We start from the raw sequence: 19,330 nt of genomic DNA, 5'->3' as shown, positions 1-19,330 counted from the left end.
TGACTCCAGCGGAAGAACGGAGTGACGAGACCCCGCAGAGAGCTTGCGAATGAGGAGGCTCGGCGCTTCGTCCGCAGGAAAGCAACCCGTTCCACAGCCCACCGCACTACACAAAAGCAACGGAACCACCCTACACCAGCTTATTCAAGATAACTGCCATATTGCTGAATAACTTAACCATGACAACAACGCATCTATATAATTATTTTACTCTATACAAAAGATAAAACACTCTCAACACATAAAAAAGCCTCCCTAATCAGGAAGGCTTTTTATATAAGTTACATATTAAATATCAGTCAGTTCAATTGATGTCGGCTCTGGTGGCTCATCCATAGTTAGTGATGTAGTCGCTCCTAGAGATGTTACTGCTAATACTCCCAGTGCTAGTGTTGCCATTACGAATTTTTTCATAATGTGATCTCCTCCTCTTAATTTTTTGATAGCCTTTTATATGAATAATTAGCTAACGATAGATAATAGCAAGCATCTTTATATTTTTTATTTGCTTGCAAACATTCAGATAACAACTCACAATAATTTGCTAAATATTGATGATCTTCATTATCTTGGAAATAAGGAATAACTGTTTCCTTCAAATAATGTTCTAAACTTATTTGATCACCAAGAACTCTCAATTTATATACTCGGAAGTAATACTCAAACAACTTATAGTCTTCTTTGTCTGTCACCATCAACAACCCTCTATCAACCATTTCCATCAGTTGACTTTGGTCATCGAGTTCGAAAAGCGCTTCAACCATAGAAGCTATTGTTGTTAGTTTCCCCTTAAAATTTTGTGTCTCTTTAAAAACCAAGCTTTGTTCAAAGTGTTTAAAAGCCTGTTGGTAATCATCCTTGGCAGCATACAAATTTCCAAGGTTTTGGTATGCTACACCTTTTAAAGAAGGTTCTTGCAAGTAATTCGCTGCTTTTATAGCAAGGTTAAAAGCTTCTTCTGCTCGATCATATTGTTTAATTCGTTTATAACAGATCCCTAACAAAATTTGGCAATCAGCACTTCTTCTAAAATCAAAGTTAATTGAGTAAAGATCTAAAGCTAGCCTTGTATAATGCAAACAAAGCGTGACGTTTTGGAGCGCTAATTCATTAATAGCGATTAAGAAGTATAAGTCCGATTTTTCAAAGTCATTCATTGGACGAATGTTTAAAATAGATAAAGCATTGGTATAATTCGAATGCGCATCCATGTAACGATAACTCAGGTTTGCAAATAGCCCTTTAAATTTAAAATGATAATATTGATGCTTCTCTTCAAACATTTCATCCATACGATCAAGCTTTTCTAATAAAACAGGCACTTCACTTAAATGTCTCATTAGCAAGTGATAACGTACCTCAAACAATTTGAATAAGGCTAAGACGCTAGGGCTCACATTGTTTTGTACCTCTTGCTTCAATCGTAGATAATGTTCTGTAGCTTGATCATTTTTACGCTGGATAATCATGGAGTACCATTCATGAAGGTCTTGTTCTAATTGTTCTTCATCCATATCATCTGAGTCCAGATCAAATTGAATATTAAGCCGATCAAACAATAACTTCATAATTTCATCACTTGGCTTTGTATTCCCGTTTTCAATTTTACTCAGATAAGATAAAGAACAAATTCCTTCTGCTGTACCTTCTAGTGTGCGGTTTTGATTTAACCTGTGAAACTTTATCTTTTTACCTAACTCAGCGTTCATGCTTTGCTACCAACTCACTCTCTACAGGCCATCATCCACTAATACCACTATATTATCTATTAGGGATAATTAAGCTAATTTCCTGCTATTTTTATTTGGGAAAACCCAAACGAAAAATGCCTATAAAACGGTAGTTTATATAACCTATTTTCTCAAACTAGGTTCCCCTCCCCCTTTTATATGGATTGTGTATATGGTACTGAATTTATCATTAATTCTCAATATTCTGATAACTTTTCGTTCTAGAGCACTAGAAATTCTCCCTTTTATGTCAATTATTTTCACCTTTTCATGGTATAATTTTCCCTGGCCAATGGTTAAGTCTTTTAAAAATTAGGTCATAAGTACTGATGACTTATAAGATAAAGATCTTGAAATTAAAACAGAATTTATATGATTTTTCCTCATATTAGTAAAAGTTTACGGGTGATTAAAAATTAAAAAAGCCTCTTCTGAAACCGAAGAGGCTTTTTATACGTCTTATTTATAACTATTATTTTTCATTTTCTACTGCATTATAAAGTGCAATGGAAAAATCAGCTCTAGTAGCATCCTGATCTGAATTAAAATGTTTAGGTTCGAACTCATTTGTGGTATCTATAGAACTAAGGAGAACTATTGCTTCATCCATTCCACTTTTTGTTTGTGACACAAATCCAATGTCATTCTCGATTTCAAATGCATTTTGAATAATTAGAGCCATTTGACCTCTAGTAATAGTCTCTTTTGGACGGAAAGTTCCATCTGGATACCCATGGATGATGCCCGCTTCTTTCATAGAAGCGATATCCTGAGCAAAACGATAATTTTCACTTACATCACTAAATAGAGACATGTTCTCAGAGTCAATTTTCAAATAGTTATTCAGTAATGCTGCAGCCTGCCCCCGTGTAATAGATCGGCTTGGCTTAAAGCTACCATCTGTATAACCATTTATAACTTCAGATTGTGTCAAAGTTTTTATTGCGTCGAATGCTACGTGATCTTCAGTTAGATCACTAAAAAGTTGGTTCTTATCTACGTTTGAAAAATCTTCTACTCTGCGACCTCCAGCATATTTCGGTCCCCAATAAGGATTGCTTAAGGACGCAATCGTTACCCCATCATTCGTCGCAGAAATAAATTGATTGTCTCCTACATAAATCCCAACGTGTGAAATACCTTTTCGATATGTATTCTTAAAAAATACTAAATCTCCTATTTTAAGTTCACTTTTGCTGATTGGATCACCTTTATATGCTTGTTGTAATGTTGTTCGAGGAAGTTCAACACCTAGCTTACTATAAACATGTTGTGTGTACCCTGAACAATCAAAACCATTTACACTGTTACCACCGAAAGCGTAAGGAGTGCCAAGGTATTCTTTTGCGGTGTTCAAGACTTGGTCCTTATTCACTGCTGCCGAAACGAGATGTCCATTACCCAAAACCAAAATACCTGCAAAAACAACCGTCAAAAATCTTTTCAATACATTCACACTCCATCTTTTTTGTACTTTCTTATTGTAGTTAGTCCCTATTCTATCAAATTTTTCCCTTCCATCACTTTACGTTTTTATTACAATTTTCACGAATTTTTTCCTATTAATTTAATACATTGAAAAGTTTACTAATATCAATCACGGGAAAACTCGCAGTGAAATCACATTGTTTTCACTAAGGAGGAGATTGTTTATGAAACCATTTGTTCGAGAATATACGAATGATGAAGCTGTTAAAGAAGATGTGCAAAAACTTTCTAACCATGGGGTTGATAGCAACAGCCTTTACCTTATGACACATGATGATGATCGCACTGAACGATTAGCAGAAAATACAGATGCTAGTACAGTTGGCATGAAAGAAACCGGTGTTGGTGAAGCAGTTAGTAATATGTTTAATAAAAAAGGTGATGAGCTTCGCAATAAACTAAAAGACCTAGGTCTCTCTGCTTCTGAGGCTGAAACGTATGAAGAACGATTAGATGAGGGAAAAGTTCTTCTAATCGTGACAGATACACAAGACATTGAAAACATCATCTAATATAATGAAAGGAGCGACTTTTTGTCGCTCCTTTTTTGTTACTAATTTATACTTCTACTGAATACTCCTCTGGTAATTCGTTTAATTCCTTCTTCAGTTGTCCGAATAAAATTAATCGATACATACGAAAGTCTGCACGTAATGACCATATAGGATGTCCAAACGTTGCTGGCTTATTTCCTTCAAATACATAGTGACTAAACCAAGCGAATCCGTATGCGATCACAGGCGCTAATAAAATGAACCATCCGTTTAAAAGAACAATTGCCGTAATCAAACAAATGAAAACAAAAGAGGTACCTACAAAATGCCAGGCTCTCGTTGACTTTTTACTGTGTTGTGACAAGTAAAAAGGCCAAAACTCTTCGTAACTTTGAAAATCTTTGTCCACTTTTCTTCCTCCTCTATAAATAGACGTTCTTTCTTTTAGTATAAAGTAGTAAAACCATCTTTAAAAGACCGAATTTTCTGTCTCTTTCATTACCATGGTAATGACTGACATTGACACTCATACGAAAAAATCTTAAAGTGTTGTAGTACAAAAAGCTCAGAAACCTAAATTCTTCTTTTAAAGAGAGGTGCACCAAGATGAACCAAACAAGAGAAAACCCTCTTGCCCTATTCCCATTGCTATCATTCTTAATTGTATTTGTGGGAGCAGGAATTATATACGATGACTTTTATAAAATATCTATCCTCATTCCAGCAGGGGTAGCCACTATTCTTTCATTACTCATAAATCGCAACTCTTCCATCTTGGAAAAATCTAAGCAGTTTGTAAAAGGTGCTTTTGAACGTAATATAATTACAATGATTACAATCTTCCTTTTGGCAGGTGCATTTTCAGCTGTTGCAAATCAAATAGGGGCTGTTGAGCAAACTGTTAATCTTGCTCTAGCTTACTTGCCTCAAAGCTTAATTTTAATTGGAATCTTTTTAATAGGAAGTTTTGTTTCCCTTGCTATGGGAACTTCTGTAGGTACCATTAGTGCTTTAGCTCCTATTGCAGTTGGCATTAGTGCTGAAACGGAGCTTTCTGCTGCTTTAACTGTTGCTGTTGTGGTATCTGGAGCGATGTTTGGAGATAATTTATCGATAATATCTGACACGACTATTGCTGCTGTTCGTACTCAAATGACGAAAATGAAAGACAAGTTTAAGACGAATTTCTTCATTGTATTACCAGCAGCTATGATAACAATGATTATTTTAGCCTTTTTAACACCAGATCAGGCAACTGGTGTTTCTGTTGATTCAGTACAATGGATTCGAGTTCTTCCTTATATAGGAGTCTTAGTAGCAGCATTACTTGGGCTTCATGTATTCCTAGTGTTAGGTGGAGGTATTCTGTTTGCTGGACTTATCGGAATATGGGATGGAAGCTTAACTCTCCCAGGCTTTTTCGATTCTGTTGTTACTGGTGCTTGGGGCATGCACAATTTAATTTTACTCACCATTCTTTTAGGGGGCATTGTTGCCTTAATGAATTATAATGGTGGGATTCAGTATATTTTGAACAAGCTTACAAACAAGGTTCAAACAAAAAAAGGTGCTGAATATAGCCTTGCTGGACTAGTCAGTACCACTAACTTGGCTACAGCTAATAATACAATTGCTATCTTAACAACGGGACCACTGGCTAAAACGATCTCAGATCAATATGGCATTGATTCTCGTAAGTCAGCAAGTATTCTAGATATTTTTTCTTGTACAATCCAGGGAATTATCCCTTATGGTGCACAAATTCTAACAGCGGCTAGTCTTGCAGAAGTGGCACCAACTGATTTGATTCCCTTTGCTTTTTATCCAATATTCATTGCTATCTTCGGACTCATAGCGATCTCATTCAATTTTCCTCGATTTAAAACGAAACAATAAAGAACTACACCTTTTGCCATTTGTGCAAAAGGTGTTTTTTATCCTTTCGAACCCTGCTAAAATAAGCTTTTAGAGAAGGGTTTCAAAAAATATTAAAAAATTTATGAAATCCTGAATCCTAATTGAAACTCGCTCCGTCTTATAACTAAACAGAATTCATATGCAGGATTGATCACGAAAGGATGACATAGAAATGGGAGAACAGGTGATGGTTGAAGAACCCCCTTCTCACCAAGATTCAGTCGATTTACTCGAAATGGACTCAACCGAGGCACTTGAAAAAATCATGGACGAATATGGTGATGACGTTAAACGCTTTGTTTATACATATGTAAAAAACCAAGCAGACACTGATGATATTACACAGGAAACGTTTATTACTGTATATAAAAAGCTTCATACCTTTCAGCATAAATCCTCATTAAGAACATGGATTTTTTCAATCGCGGTCAATAAGAGTAAAGACTACTTGAGAAGCTTTCATACAAGACACGATAATTTATTTCAAAAAATCAAATCCTATATCACAGAATCCTCTGATAATGAAACACCTGAAAAACAAGTACTTTCCCAGAGTGAATCTAGTGAACTTATGGACTATATCATGAAACTTCCGATCAAATATCGTGAAGTGCTCATACTTTATTATTTTAATGATTTCTCTATAAAAGAAATTGCTCATTCTCTTAACCAAAAAGAATCCAGCATTAAAACCCGACTTAATCGATCTCGCAGTAAATTAGCTCAAGTGATTGAAGACGCAGACGACCAAAGGAGTGATCAATAATGAATGTGGATCAGAAGTTAAGAGATCTGAAGGATGAATATCAATCCGATATCCCGACATCATTCACCGAAAAAGATAAACAGAATATCTTTAAAACGATTAGCCAAGATACATATCCAAAACGTCCTTAGCTTTCCCAATACTTCCAAAAACCTGCGGCGCTTGTTTCATACGCAGCTGTAATCGCACTCATCGGGATTCTTTCATTTGGTCAGTTTGGATTTGAAGATACTGCTTCACCGAATGTTCCAAGTGACCATGCTGTTAACCAAGCTGGTCCAAATATGAAGGGGAACTTACCTGCTATAGGTGGTGGCTCTGGTGATTCTGGAGAAAAAGATCAAGCGCCTGCTCCAGATGATACAAAGACAATGGATAGTTCTATCACATGGAACACCTTAATCGAGGGTAATCAATTTAACTCAATGAAGCTTTCTAAACTTACCCAGAATCCTAAGCATGCTACTTTTACTGGTGACATTGTCCTTTCTGGATCTGTTGTCAAAAAAGATACTGGTTATAAATTTCATGTTAGTGATTTTACCAAATCAAAACTTCCTTTAATGGAAGAGCAAAAAGGTATGCTAATTGTAGATTTTGAAAATATAGATGATTTACAAGGTTCTCTTCAAAAAGCAAATGAAGAAGAAGCATTTATCAAATTTATTATTTCTGAGTACCACTACCGTAGTGTGGACGAACAAATTGAGAGATCCATCACGGTTAATGGAGTTATTCTAGATGGGGATTATAAAGAAGTAAATCCTCAATAAAATTGTTTCCTCCCAATAGGATAAATATATATGAAATGCCAAGCTCCGATTTGCGATAAGGTCGGGGCTATCTTTTTGTCTTTTTTTAATTTTATTTCTACCCAAAGTAAAAGCAGACTCTAATGAGCCTGCTTTTTTCTTATGCCTGAAAATCATCGTTCTTATTAGTTGACTGTTTTTCCCGACGTTTACGTTTCAATCGATGCAATATTTTCTCTGAATCTAAGTGTATCGTTTTTGACGTATATTCATCAGATGCTTTTATATCATCGTTTGACGCTTTAATGAACGACCATGCGAGTATAATCATGATAAATAGTAATGGAAATCCACCGACAATACTTGCTGTCTGTAATGTATTTAAACCACCTAAAAACATGAGCACTAGGGGCAAGAAACATAACGTAAATGCCCAAAATAAGCGATTCCATCTTAATGGTTCCTCTCTCACCTCTTTTTGAACAACCGATGATAAAATGTATGAGCTAGAATCAAAAGTTGTAGCTAAAAATATGATCGCTAGAACCGTAAAGATGAATACCATAAATGGCCCAAGAGGCAATTCATTGATGATGTTTATGATCGCAGTTGGAGCTCCTTGGTCGTTCAATACTGAGATCACGTCATATGAACCAGTCAGCTGCATGTGGAGACCGTAGTTACCGATAATACCAAAGAATAAGATACAACCTAATGTACCATAAAGAATTGTGCCTAAAATCATTTCACGTATTGTACGCCCACGAGAGATTCGTGCGATAAATAACCCCACAAATGGAGCATACACCAACCACCATGCCCAGTAGAAAACTGTCCAGCTTTCAGGGAACTTTGTTTCTGTGAAAGGTCCCATATCCGTGAATGGCTCGGTCCAGGTACTCATATGGAAGAAGTTGTCTAAAATCAGACCTATACTATTTGTTGTTGTTTCCGATAAAAATCGAGTCGGTCCAAAGATAAACACAAAAGCCAGTAAAAATAGTGCTAGCCATAAGTTTAAGTCACTTAAAATTTTAATCCCTTTTTTAAGTCCAGAATACGCACTAATGGCAAAGATTACCGTACACAAGAGCAAAATAAAGGTTTTTAACGTTAAACTTACTTCAATACCTGTAATCTGGTTTACACCTTGTGCAATCATAGGTGCACCTAGCGCTAATGTCGTCCCCGCTCCTCCTAGCAATCCAAACATGAAGAGAATATCAATGGTTTTTCCTAAAGGTCCATCCACTTTATCTCCAAATAACGGACGACACGCATAACTTATTTTTAATACAGGTGTTTTACGAACGTAGTAGAAGTAAGCCATCGGAAGGGCTGGTAATGTATAAATTGCCCATGCAATTGGACCCCAGTGAAAAATCCCATAAGCACTGGACCATGCGATCGCTTCTTTCGTACCTGATTCCATTCCAAATGGAGGATTTTGAAAATAATATGCCCATTCAATCGTCCCCCAATATAAGACACTTGACCCTATCCCGGCACAAAATAGCATGGCTGCCCAAGAAAATGTACTAAACTCAGCTCTCTCCCCTTCATCCCCTAGCTTAATATGTCCATTCTTACTAAAAGCTACATAAAGTAAAAAGAAAAATATTCCTAATCCAACAACTAAATAAAGTGATCCAACATTGGATGTAATGATACTATTCGCTTTATTAACAAATTCTTTCCCCTGCTCTGGAAAAATTACCAAGGGGATTGTCACGATCAAAAGTAATGAAAGAGCGCCTATAAAAGTAGGCCAATCGATTATCTTTCGATTCATTTTTTCTCTCCTTTCAATGATTCATTTCCTTCTTTGTACGGATATCATTTCAGAAGGGATCTTGAGTGGGGGATTTTGGGTTAGACATATGTTATATACCACAAGAAGAAATTACTAACCGTTAAAATTCTGAAATATGTCGAATTATCAGTGAATCATATTAGAAAGAGGCTGATTTCAAGGGGGTTTTTTACATTAGAAAAACACGGTTATCGCCAAAAATGATGAAACCGATGTCTTTTCTTATACTTTAAACCTCTACAATAGTTAAACTTTCTTAAAGTGTAAAAAAATCCTGCCACCAAGTGACAGGATTTCCTTTTATTCAGGTCTTGGAATTGATATTTTCTTCCCTAGTTTGGCATATTCACTTCCAGCAAGCCTTCCAATTGCATCAAGTGCCTCTGCGTCGATTTTTCCATCCTGATAAACTGCTTCATCAAAGTGGAACATGACAACCTCACCAATTAGTAAGTCGCAACCATTATCATCACTACCACCCAGAGGAATATTTCGATGAAGCTTACATTCCATTCGTACTTTCGCTTCTTTTATCCCTGGAACATCCACCATTTCACTATTCACTAACTTAAGATTTGTCTGATCTATCTCGCTTACTTCTTTATCATAGGTGCCTGAAGTTATGTTCATATCTTCCAAATAGCTTTCATCCACTATATGAACAACAAATTCTTGATTCTCTATTATATTTTGAGCTGTATGTTTTACAGTCTTATCTTCTCTTCTACCAACAGAAACAGAGAGAAGAGGTGGTGTTGCACTCACTACATTGAAAAAGCTATATGGCGCAGCATTCACGATACCTTCTGCGTTTTTTGAAGTAATGAATGCAATTGGCCTTGGGATTACGCTTCCGCTTAAAAGTTTATAGTTTTCCTTACCCATGATGTCCCTTGGATTGATTTGTATCATGTAACATCGCCTCCCCATTTAATTTCTTAAACACCAAAGAAAAAACCTTCTCTTTAATCTCTTCCCTCTCATTAAACAAATGGTGCCGAGCTTTTGGCATATGGTGAATATCAGCCTTAGGAAACTTTTCCCTCAAGAACTCCAAGTTATATTTCCAATCAACTGTATCATCCAGATCCCCCTGAATGACTGAAATGGGATCATAGGAACGCCCTTGCTCTTGGATTGACTTGTTCCAACGGATTAGTGCTTCGTACCATTGAAAGGGAACCCGTTTGTGCTGTAAAGGATCTTGTTTAACAAAATTCAGATAATCCTTATTAGAGCTGTTGGCTCTGAACTTTCGAAAGATCCCATTTACGAATGGACTTAACAAATAATACCCGGCTTTTGTAAGCTTCCAATGCTTTGATCGAATTAACGGAGCTGCTGTAATGACCGTGGTAAACGGGTGCTTCTTTTTCTTCAAAATATAATTAATGATGATAGCCCCACCAGTACTATGGCCAATTGCATGATAAGGTGGTGGGAGCTGATCTGTCATAAGATCGATCACTTTTTGCAAGGTTTGGCCATAATGATTAAATTTTTGAACCGAGGCTTTTTCCCCTCCAGACAACCCGTGTCCTTGAAGATCATAAACAATCACTCTATACTGATGCTTCGTTAAATATTCAATAATGGTGTGGAGTAATCCTGCATGGTCAAAATATCCATGTAATAGTAAAACCGTTCCTCTAGGTTGCTCGGGTGAATGCATCTGGACCATGATTTTTGTTTCATTCGCATATAAAACACCCATATGAAAGTAGGTATGTGGGACATCGAGCCCATAGTAGGTTAAGTATTGTTTTATAGCATCATTCGGTGCTATTGGATTTTGAAAATCGATGGGCTGATCCCAGGTGCTTACTTTTTTTAAAATCTGATCCATTTTTTGTGACATATACTTTCACCCTTAAGATCTATTTTATATTAGAATAACCGATTTTGTAGTGTTTCACTCATTATATAAGAGTTAATACACGAGTGTAAATATACACTTTAGATGTAATAGTTACATTTAAAAATCACCCAGATGCCTTTGCACCTGAGTGACCTCCTCTACACCTGTTTATTTTTCATGAAATCCAATACTTCTAAATCAATCTTTCCTTGCTCAAGTTCACGTTCTTCAAAATTTTCCTGGTGTATAAAGGCAGTGAATGCTTTATGGAGGATGTTATCCGCTACGTGAACAGTTGGTAAATACTCTAGTCGTTTAAGCTGTTGTAGCAGTTCTTCTTTGACATCTCCTTTAATTTCAGCGATATTTTCTGGTTTTGTAGTGCCAAAGTAAAGCTGCTGAAGGCGGTAGATACGATCTAATTCTTTTATAGGTTCGTCATGCTCATCCACGCGAAGGTCTATGTAACGATCATTGTATCCCCCATAACCACCATGTTCTTTTACAACATAAAGCGCAGCCGATTGCTTTCCTCGTTTGTCTCCTCCAGCTGCCTGCCCTGCTTGAAGAGCAGCTAGCAATCGATCAGCAAGTGAGCCTTCTGATGTTTCAAATGTTTTCGCCATGGAATGGACCGTTTCTTCACTTACTAAAATGTTCCCCTGGGCAGCATAGTTCGGTCCTGTTACACCACCTGCCCAGTTGTAGCAGTTTTCACCTGTAAAGGTCGCAGCTTCTCCTTTTGCATTGACCATTCCTACTTGTCTCATGGAGTGCTCAGGGTCATCTTTTGTCAAAAATTCGATCGCTTCTTGTGGAGGCATGCCTTGATCCATCAAAACAATACCATATGGCCCATAGGATGGGTTTGCTAAAGATTGTGTTGCCACTGCTCCAACACCTGCTTTTGCCCAAGGGACCACAGATCCAACTCCTAAAAATTTGGATTGAACGGCAACACCTAGCTCTTCTGTTTCCGGATCATAGCCTACAATTGAAAATGTGGCTACAAGTTCTTTTGAATACTTACGCATGTTTTCTCCCCCTTTTTCATTAACTTGATTAAGCCTACTATATAAAATGTAAGCTTTTTTATGCAAGAATCTTCACTTATATTGAGCGCATTAGTAAAGGGCCAGCACGTTAGCTGACCCTTACATGTTTATTCTTTATGATCTTTATCTTTTTCTTCTTCTTCAAAATGAGCATCCACAGGCCCTTTTTGTTTTTCTGCTTTTTTCTTTCGACGACGTCTCACTCGCTCCAGTATCTTCTTATAATTTAATGAAATCGTTTTTGGTTTGTAATGCTCTGAATTTCGAATGTCACCACTCGAAGCCTTCATAAACGACCAGCCAAGCATAATCATAATAAAGAGGAGCGGGAAGCCACCTACAATACTTGCTGTCTGAAGGGTTCCAAGACCTCCGAGGAACATGAGTGTTAAAGGCAATAAGCATAAAGCAAATGCCCAGAACAGACGATTCCAACGCAGAGGCTCATCTTCTACTTCCTTCTGCACAACAGATGCAAGAATGTATGAGCTTGAATCGAATGTTGTAGCCAAGAAAATGATCGCCAAAATAGTAAAGATAAAAATCATAAACGCTTCTAATGGCAGTTGACCTATGATTTCAATAATCGCTCTCGGCGCTCCTTCTTCATTTAAAACAGAAATGACATCAAACTCTCCGGTCATTTGCATATGCATTCCAAAGTTCCCAATGATTCCAAAGAACAGTAAGCTTCCAATTGATCCATAAATAATTGTTCCTAAAATCATTTGACGAATTGAGCGCCCGCGAGAAATTTTAGCAACGAACAAGCCTACAAATGGTGCATATACGAGCCACCAAGCCCAATAGAAAACAGTCCAAGCTTCTGGAAATCCTGTTTTTTCATATGGACCTAATGCATTGTAAGGCTCTGTCCATGTACTCATATGGAAAAAGTTATCTAACAATAACCCAATGCTATTTGTTGTTGTCTCAGAAATGAATCGAGTTGGTCCTACAACAAAAACAAATACAAGTAAGAATATGGACAACCATAAGTTGATATCACTTAATACCTTAATCCCTTTCCTCAGCCCTGTATAAGCACTGATGGCAAAAATAGCTGTTACAAGGGCTAAAATAAATGTTTTCAGTACCATATTGACTGGAATGCCAGTAAGTGCATTAATACCTTCTGCAATCATAGGTGTACCTAAAGCAAGCGTAGTTCCTGCTCCACCTAATAGACCAAACATAAAAAGTACATCAATAATGGTACCAACTGGCCCATCTGCATAACGTCCAATTAACGGGCGAGTTGCTTCACTAACTTTTAAAACCGGCTTTTTACGAACGTAATAGAAATAAGCCATTGGAAGAGCAGGCAATGTATAAATGGCCCATGCAATTGGTCCCCAATGAAAAATTCCATACGTACTTGCCCATGCAATGGCATCTTTGGTGCCTGGTTCAATACCGAAAGGAGGACCTTGATAATAATAAGCCCATTCGATCGTTCCCCAATACAGAATACTTGAGCCAATCCCTGCACAGAACAGCATTCCTGCCCAGGAGAAGTTATTGAATTCTGGTTTTTCCCCAGCATCTCCTAACTTGACTCTTCCATTTTCACTAAAAGCTACATAAATAAGAAAAAAGAAAATGCCAAGTCCAACTAATAAGTAGAGAACCCCAAAATTCGTAGTGACAAATGTATTTGCTGCATTTACAAACTCTGTTCCCTTATCAGGAAAGATGACTAAAGGAACAACTACTATTAATAATAAGAAAAAGGCTCCTATAAACGTTGGCCAATCAATTAATCGGTTTTTCATGAAAGTTACTCCTTTACAAAGTTGATTCATCGATAGGCTTATCTTTGGCTAGGAACTCTTTTTTATGCAAAATGAAAATTTCATTATAACCAATAACAAACATTATATAATAATTATTTTTATATAACATTTACGTGTATATACATGTATGTTAACTTAACAATTGAAGGTAATCCAAATATTTCATTACAACCTAATTCTTGCTTGAAAGTTTGTTTCGAAAAATGAATATTCTCAAATGCCTTCAATTGATTTTAGGAGGTTTCATCATGAAAACAAACATCATGAAAATTGTTACCGCTGCATCTGTATTATTTGGATATATTGGATTTAATGCTTATCACGTGTATGCTTTCGATAGCACAGCTAATGAGAAGATAACAGTTGATAAGCATGAACAAGAAAAAAAAGCTACAGCATTCCTTTCAACTGAACTGCCTGAAAAAAAAATAAAATTAGATAAAAAAGAAGCTAAACTAAATCGCGATCAAGAGACAGATAAGAAATCAACAAAGGACAAGCAGACAAAAGAAAAACAATCCTCTGATGTAGTTCGCACACTGCAAGTAGAAGCAACAGCTTATACAGCGTTTTGTGAAGGATGCAGCGGTATTACAAGAACAGGACAAAACTTAAGAAAAAATCCAGATCAAAAAATTATTGCGGTAGACCCTGATGTAATCCCACTAGGGTCTAAAGTCCATGTTGAAGGATATGGTACAGCGATCGCAGGAGATATCGGAAGCGCTATTCAAGGAAATCGTATAGATGTGTTTATTCCATCTCAATCAAAAGCAATGGAATTCGGTCGTCGCCATGATGTAACCGTAAAAATCCTTTCAAGAGCATAAGGAAAAATGAATTGGACGAACCGTCACTTGGATGAGTGACGGGGATACATAAACGGGCGCTGGAGCTAGACATTTATAAAGAAAACTTGCCGATTGGCAAGCCTTTTAAGGCGAAGACAGAGGCTTAGCCTTGGCTTAACTTCATACTTTAAAAATTTTCACTACGTCGAACTTCTCCATCGCTAAAATTTTATACTTTCTTAACAGGTAAAATAAACAATATAAAAAACACTACCGTTACCAGTAGTGTTTCATAATCTTATAGATTTAATTTTTAACTTACTTCTTCTCTTCTAAATCCTCACCAAGAATTTTTACTTCGCGCTCTAGAGATACACCGAATTTTTCTTTCACCGTTTTTTGAACCATCTCAATAACAGAAATATAATCAGTAGCCGTGCAATTTTCTTTATTTACAATAAAGCCAGCGTGTTTCGTAGATACTTCCGCACCACCTACACCTTTTCCTTGCAGCTCACTATCCTGAATGAGTTTTCCTGCAAAGTAGCCAGGTGGTCGTTTAAATACACTACCACATGAGGGGAACTCAAGAGGCTGTTTTGATTCGCGCTTATACGTTAAGTCATCCATAACCGCTTTAATATCTTCATATTCTCCTGGCTCAAGCTTAAAGCCTGCTTCCAATACGATATACCCCTTATCCGGTATATTACTTGAGCGATATTCAAGATCTAAATCCTCAGGAGCAAGTTTTAGTAAATCACCATTGGGATCTACTACTTTTGCATATTCTAGACAATCCTTAATCTCTCCACCATAGGCACCAGCATTCATGAACAAAGCGCCTCCAACTGTACCTGGAATGCCACATGCGAACTCAAGTCCTGAAAGATGTTCATCAAGCGCTCTTCTTGAAGCATCAATGATAGCCGCTCCACTTTGAGCCACAATACGATGACCCTCACGTGAAATTGTATCAAGCTTCTTCAAGCTAAGTACAATCCCACGAATACCACCATCTCTTACAATTAAGTTGGATCCATTACCAAGTAAGGTAAAGGGAACATCAACTTTATTTGCTAATTTAACAATATCTTGAACCTCATCATAACTAGTTGGTGTTACAAAAAGATCCGCCCTACCTCCGAGTCTAGTATAGGTATGATTTCGAATATGTTCATCAACCAAAACGTTTTCTTTCGATGTAATGTCGAGCAACTTTTCATATGCATGTTGATATTTAACCAAAATAAATCATTCCTTTATAAGAAGTAACAAACAACGGTTCTCTATATAATATAATTGAATCGTATTGAAGTCTAAGTACTTTTCAATACTCTATATCACAAAATCGTCCATACAACACATGATATATAAAATTGCTGTAACAAGCAACGAAGAACAGTCTTTTAGGGAAAATGCCTCACATGTATTATATGTGAGAAAGTGAAGAACGTAATTGAAATTTTAGAATTTTTGGATGTTGTTGTTGAAGGTGGACAATTGGCATGAGCGTTGTTTTTTCATTTCAGAAAAAAGACCCCTAGCCAATGCCAGGGATCTCTCCAGTCTATCCTATGATTTGTAATTCCTTTGGATACTTGGTTAGTGTCTCATGTCCATTCTCTGTGATTAGGACATCGTCTTCAATTCGAACGCCACCTACATTTGGATCATAGATGCCTGGTTCAATTGTGTACGTCATCCCAACTTTAAGAAGGTCATTATTTAAATGACTCATAGATGGGAATTCATGTACATTAATCCCTAACCCATGTCCAATGCGGTGTGGAAATAAATCGCCATATCCAGCATTTGTAATCGTATCGCGAGCGATTTGATCCAAATCCCCAATACGATTACCTGGCTTACTTGCTTCAAGGGAAGCTAGTTGAGCTGACAGTACTGTAGTGTAGATTTCTTTTTGCTCATCAGATACTTCTTTATAAACAACGGTACGGGTGATGTCTGATGTATATCCGTCAAGAACAACACCGAGGTCAAATAACACGAAATCACCTTTTTGAAGCTTACGGTCTCCAGGGTTCCCGTGTGGATGCCCCGATTTTTCACCGAATAGCACCATGGTAGAGAAGGACATTTCGCGGATTCCCTTTTTCTTAAGCTCGTACTCAATCTTTGCGAGTACTTCCATTTCTGTAATACCTTCTTGTAGCGCTTCGACTCCAACCTTCACACCATAGTCAGCAAACTCTGCAGCGCGGCGAATGATCGCAATTTCATCTTCATCTTTTACAACACGCATCTCATTTAACTTCTCTTCAATCGGACGTACCTTAGCTTTCTGGAACAATGCTTGTAAAGCCTTACTACGTGAATATGTAAGTACCTCTTCTTCAAAAGCAATCAGGTTCGCATTAGAAACGCTACGCTGATCAATCGATGCCTTTATAAGCTCCCATGGATTTTCATGATCTGCATATCCAAGCACTTCATAAGGCCAACCAGAATCTTTCACTTGTCCCACTTCCATTCCAGGTACGACAAACAATGGTTCAGCATCCTGGAATACAAAAAGCCCCATAAGGCGTTCATGTGGATCGGTATGGAAACCTGTTAAATAAAAAACATTTTCTGTTGAGTTTAAAAAGGCGACATCAGTTTCTTGTTCTTTCAACCAACTTGATAGTTCTTCTAATCGCTTTTGCATGTTTTACTCCCCCTTATTGTTTTCCTTCGATGCGTTTTTCATTTGTTTTCTATATATATCATACGTTAAATTTTTTGTGGCGGAAAGCAATAGGAGTCCTCAGATTTTTGCATACCTTGTAAACACCCAGCCTCATTTGTAACATATTGTAATCTTTGTATTCGATTTGACTTGTAAATGTTACCTCCCTTTAATGGGCATGTCCAAACCCCGCTGCTATAATTAGCTCAGGTTAATAAAGACAGGAGGAACGATCATGAAAAAGACAATCATGACTTCAATTGTTGGGCTCCTTATCGTTTTAGGTTTTGTAGGAAATACTGGAGTAGATCAAAGAGGACTTCACGCAGAGTCCATAAAAGATGAACATATCGAACATACTCCAGATAACAAAGATACAACAGCTAAAGATGTAGAAACAAGCAAGAAAAATCTTGAGAAGAAAGAAGCCAAAGCAAAAAGATTTAAAAAGGTAAAAAAGCAAGCCAAGAAAGCAACAACCAATACAAAGACAAAAACCGCTTCTAAGTCAAATAAGAAAATCACTATGGAAGCGACAGCATATACAGCGAATTGCACTGGATGCAGCGGCATTACAAGAACAGGTATCAACTTAAAAGCGAACCCCAATCAAAAAGTGATTGCTGTTGATCCAAGCGTCATTCCATTAGGAACAAGAGTTTATGTTGAAGGTTACGGAACAGCAATAGCTGGAGATACAGGCGGAGATATTAAAGGCAACCGCATTGACGTCTTCATTCCTAGTCGTCAGGACGCCTTAAACTTCGGACGCCGCCAGGTTACCGTTACAGTACTTGGTTAAATTAGATAAGAAAAAACGTCTGGCATGGGCCAGGCGTTTTTTTGTAATTAACTCTAATTTATTATATATAAAGAAAACTTGCCGATTGGCAAGCCTTTTAAGGCGCAGACAGAGGCTTAGCCTTAGCTTATACTTCATTCTTTCAAAATTTTAACTACGTCGGTTTGCTTCATTGCTAAAATTTTATACTTTCTTAACGTGCAAAAAAATCACCGCTCACGACTGAACGGCGACCCTTATGTGCATATCACGCTAACGAACTCATTATTGTACTATTGTTCTTCTGATTGATGCTTCATAGCTGCATCGGATTTGCCGAATTCGCTATCCTCTCCATCAACTGCTGTTGCATTGGTTGGTTGGACCTCTTGTTGTTCTGGATCTTTTTGCTCCTGATAGTCCTTTTCGAATAATTCACGTGCTTTGGAGAACAGAATTGTCATAGCGAATCACCATCCCTTTTTATTGTTACAAGGCGATTCCCCTTGGTATTTTACGTAAAACTCAAAAACTCAAAAATTTTTAGAAAATAGTAACTTTTCAATTATTTATCCTTTACCCTATTAATATATTAGTCTGATAATTAACTAAATTTTCCAATCAGTTCCATTGACACATTTTATTGAAAGCGAATACAATAAAGGAAGTTATTAGTTACTAGTTTAGAGTAAATGGAGTATGGTTTATGTCACAGACTGTAAATATAGGAAAAATGGCTGTTTTAATAGCAACTTTATCAGAAGATGAACTTGCTCATTTCCAAGATCAGCTTAAAGGCTATACATACTGTAGCGGAAAAGCTGGCTCAATGAATATGCAGAAAGTTATTTCATCGGTAGAAACAGCCGCTAAACGGAACGGAATCATTCAAGATGAAGTGTATCGAGAAACCCATGCGTTATATCATGCTATATTAGAAGCATTAGAAGGTGTAACACGTGGCCAGCTCGCAATTGGAGATACGATGCGAACAGTCGGACTTCGCTTTACCGTTGTCCGAGGACGTCCATACGACCGATCGCAAGAAGGCGAATGGATCGCCGTGTCCTTTTATGGAACCATCGGAGCTCCTGTTAAAGGACTCGAACATGAAACAATTGGATTAGGAATAAATCACATTTAAAGAAAAGCGCAAGCGCCCGTTTAGCAACGAAGGGACTGGACTGAGCCCGTAGTACGATTAACTAAACTTGCTGATTGGCAAGCCGCCAGGCGCAGACAGAAGCTTAGTTGCCGTGGTACTTTCACCTAGAAATTTTAACTACGTCGATTTGCTTCTTTGTTAAAATTTCATGTCACAAACGTGTAAAGGAAACACGATGAACAAAGTGAATCGATGTTGACTTATCGTACGGAGAAAGTGATAAGGATAAGGA

General features: G+C 37.3%; 18 protein-coding genes and 2 pseudogenes. 8 read left to right on the top strand and 12 right to left on the bottom strand.

The features are described from left to right. Window positions 1-288: 288 nt before the first annotated feature. The 3 genes from H514_RS25310 to H514_RS0114040 all read right to left on the bottom strand — a co-directional run bounded on the left by H514_RS25310 (window position 289) and on the right by H514_RS0114040 (window position 3,177). Complete coding sequence (locus H514_RS25310) at window positions 289-414, bottom strand: hypothetical protein (RefSeq protein ID WP_267879775.1); 126 nt, start codon at window positions 412-414, stop codon at window positions 289-291. Between the two features lie 17 nt (window positions 415-431). Beyond that, window positions 432-1,709 carry a helix-turn-helix domain-containing protein gene (locus H514_RS0114045; protein ID WP_027447531.1) on the bottom strand — a complete coding sequence of 426 codons (1,278 nt, stop codon included), beginning with the start codon at window positions 1,707-1,709 and terminating at the stop codon, window positions 432-434. A gap of 493 nt (window positions 1,710-2,202) precedes the next feature. Further along, the gene (locus H514_RS0114040) at window positions 2,203-3,177 is read right to left on the bottom strand and encodes a C40 family peptidase (RefSeq protein ID WP_027447530.1); all 975 of its coding nucleotides are present in this window, start codon (window positions 3,175-3,177) and stop codon (window positions 2,203-2,205) included. A 205-nt stretch (window positions 3,178-3,382) separates the two neighbouring features. Here H514_RS0114040 and H514_RS0114035 point away from each other — a divergent pair, with 205 nt between their 5' ends. Beyond that, window positions 3,383-3,730: a YflT domain-containing protein gene (locus H514_RS0114035; protein WP_027447529.1), complete on the top strand. Its 348-nt coding sequence runs from the start codon at window positions 3,383-3,385 to the stop codon at window positions 3,728-3,730. Between the two features lie 46 nt (window positions 3,731-3,776). Here the strand turns inward: H514_RS0114035 and H514_RS23135 are convergent, their stop codons facing one another. Next, window positions 3,777-4,121: a DUF962 domain-containing protein gene (locus tag H514_RS23135; protein WP_231566640.1), complete on the bottom strand. Its 345-nt coding sequence runs from the start codon at window positions 4,119-4,121 to the stop codon at window positions 3,777-3,779. A gap of 197 nt (window positions 4,122-4,318) precedes the next feature. Here H514_RS23135 and H514_RS0114025 point away from each other — a divergent pair, with 197 nt between their 5' ends. The 4 genes from H514_RS0114025 to H514_RS0114010 all read left to right on the top strand — a co-directional run bounded on the left by H514_RS0114025 (window position 4,319) and on the right by H514_RS0114010 (window position 7,168). Beyond that, window positions 4,319-5,608 (top strand): Na+/H+ antiporter NhaC family protein, encoded by a 1,290-nt coding sequence (locus H514_RS0114025; protein ID WP_027447528.1) that lies wholly within the window; start codon window positions 4,319-4,321, stop codon window positions 5,606-5,608. 193 nt (window positions 5,609-5,801) lie between these two features. Further along, window positions 5,802-6,395, top strand: coding sequence for a sigma-70 family RNA polymerase sigma factor (locus tag H514_RS23130; RefSeq protein WP_231566639.1), 594 nt, complete (start codon window positions 5,802-5,804; stop codon window positions 6,393-6,395). After that, window positions 6,395-6,526, top strand: coding sequence for a hypothetical protein (locus H514_RS25305; RefSeq protein ID WP_267879774.1), 132 nt, complete (start codon window positions 6,395-6,397; stop codon window positions 6,524-6,526). The genes H514_RS23130 and H514_RS25305 overlap by 1 nt, the downstream gene beginning before the upstream one ends. A gap of 153 nt (window positions 6,527-6,679) precedes the next feature. Further along, window positions 6,680-7,168, top strand: coding sequence for a hypothetical protein (locus H514_RS0114010; RefSeq protein WP_027447527.1), 489 nt, complete (start codon window positions 6,680-6,682; stop codon window positions 7,166-7,168). Window positions 7,169-7,307: 139 nt separating this feature from the next. On the opposite strand, the gene H514_RS0114005 is transcribed toward H514_RS0114010, so the two are convergent. The 5 genes from H514_RS0114005 to H514_RS0113985 form a co-directional block, all read right to left on the bottom strand. Beyond that, on the bottom strand, window positions 7,308-8,939 hold the full coding sequence (locus tag H514_RS0114005; RefSeq protein ID WP_027447526.1) for a BCCT family transporter: 1,632 nt from the start codon (window positions 8,937-8,939) through the stop codon (window positions 7,308-7,310). Between the two features lie 321 nt (window positions 8,940-9,260). Beyond that, complete coding sequence (locus H514_RS0114000) at window positions 9,261-9,872, bottom strand: flavin reductase family protein (protein ID WP_027447525.1); 612 nt, start codon at window positions 9,870-9,872, stop codon at window positions 9,261-9,263. Beyond that, complete coding sequence (locus H514_RS23125; protein WP_051255153.1) at window positions 9,838-10,818, bottom strand: alpha/beta hydrolase; 981 nt, start codon at window positions 10,816-10,818, stop codon at window positions 9,838-9,840. The genes H514_RS0114000 and H514_RS23125 overlap by 35 nt, the downstream gene beginning before the upstream one ends. A 158-nt stretch (window positions 10,819-10,976) precedes the next feature. Then, on the bottom strand, window positions 10,977-11,852 hold the full coding sequence (locus H514_RS0113990) for a DUF1028 domain-containing protein (protein WP_027447524.1): 876 nt from the start codon (window positions 11,850-11,852) through the stop codon (window positions 10,977-10,979). Between the two features lie 128 nt (window positions 11,853-11,980). Next, complete coding sequence (locus tag H514_RS0113985; protein WP_027447523.1) at window positions 11,981-13,648, bottom strand: BCCT family transporter; 1,668 nt, start codon at window positions 13,646-13,648, stop codon at window positions 11,981-11,983. A gap of 560 nt (window positions 13,649-14,208) precedes the next feature. Between H514_RS0113985 and H514_RS25435 the strand changes: the two are divergent. Then, window positions 14,209-14,499: pseudogene (locus H514_RS25435) on the top strand (3D domain-containing protein); the annotation flags it as partial. A 279-nt stretch (window positions 14,500-14,778) separates the two neighbouring features. Here the strand turns inward: H514_RS25435 and murB are convergent. Further along, window positions 14,779-15,708 (bottom strand): UDP-N-acetylmuramate dehydrogenase, encoded by a 930-nt coding sequence (gene murB / locus H514_RS0113975; RefSeq protein WP_027447522.1) that lies wholly within the window; start codon window positions 15,706-15,708, stop codon window positions 14,779-14,781. 322 nt (window positions 15,709-16,030) lie between these two features. Next, on the bottom strand, window positions 16,031-17,131 hold the full coding sequence (locus H514_RS0113970) for a M24 family metallopeptidase (RefSeq protein ID WP_027447521.1): 1,101 nt from the start codon (window positions 17,129-17,131) through the stop codon (window positions 16,031-16,033). Window positions 17,132-17,669: 538 nt separating this feature from the next. Here H514_RS0113970 and H514_RS25430 point away from each other — a divergent pair. Continuing rightward, window positions 17,670-17,954, top strand: a pseudogene (locus H514_RS25430) (3D domain-containing protein); the annotation flags it as partial. A 272-nt stretch (window positions 17,955-18,226) separates the two neighbouring features. Here H514_RS25430 and H514_RS24710 read toward each other — a convergent pair. Further along, the gene (locus H514_RS24710; RefSeq protein ID WP_154657385.1) at window positions 18,227-18,397 is read right to left on the bottom strand and encodes a hypothetical protein; all 171 of its coding nucleotides are present in this window, start codon (window positions 18,395-18,397) and stop codon (window positions 18,227-18,229) included. Between the two features lie 242 nt (window positions 18,398-18,639). Between H514_RS24710 and hutP the strand changes: the two genes are divergently transcribed. Beyond that, window positions 18,640-19,077 carry a hut operon transcriptional regulator HutP gene (gene hutP, locus H514_RS0113955; RefSeq protein ID WP_027447520.1) on the top strand — a complete coding sequence of 146 codons (438 nt, stop codon included), beginning with the start codon at window positions 18,640-18,642 and terminating at the stop codon, window positions 19,075-19,077. Window positions 19,078-19,330 lie beyond the last annotated feature (253 nt).

The organism is Pontibacillus marinus BH030004 = DSM 16465, from assembly GCF_000425225.1.
GTDB classification, from domain to species: Bacteria; Bacillota; Bacilli; order Bacillales; family BH030062; genus Pontibacillus; species Pontibacillus marinus.
This window is presented reverse-complemented; position numbering and strand designations above follow the sequence as displayed.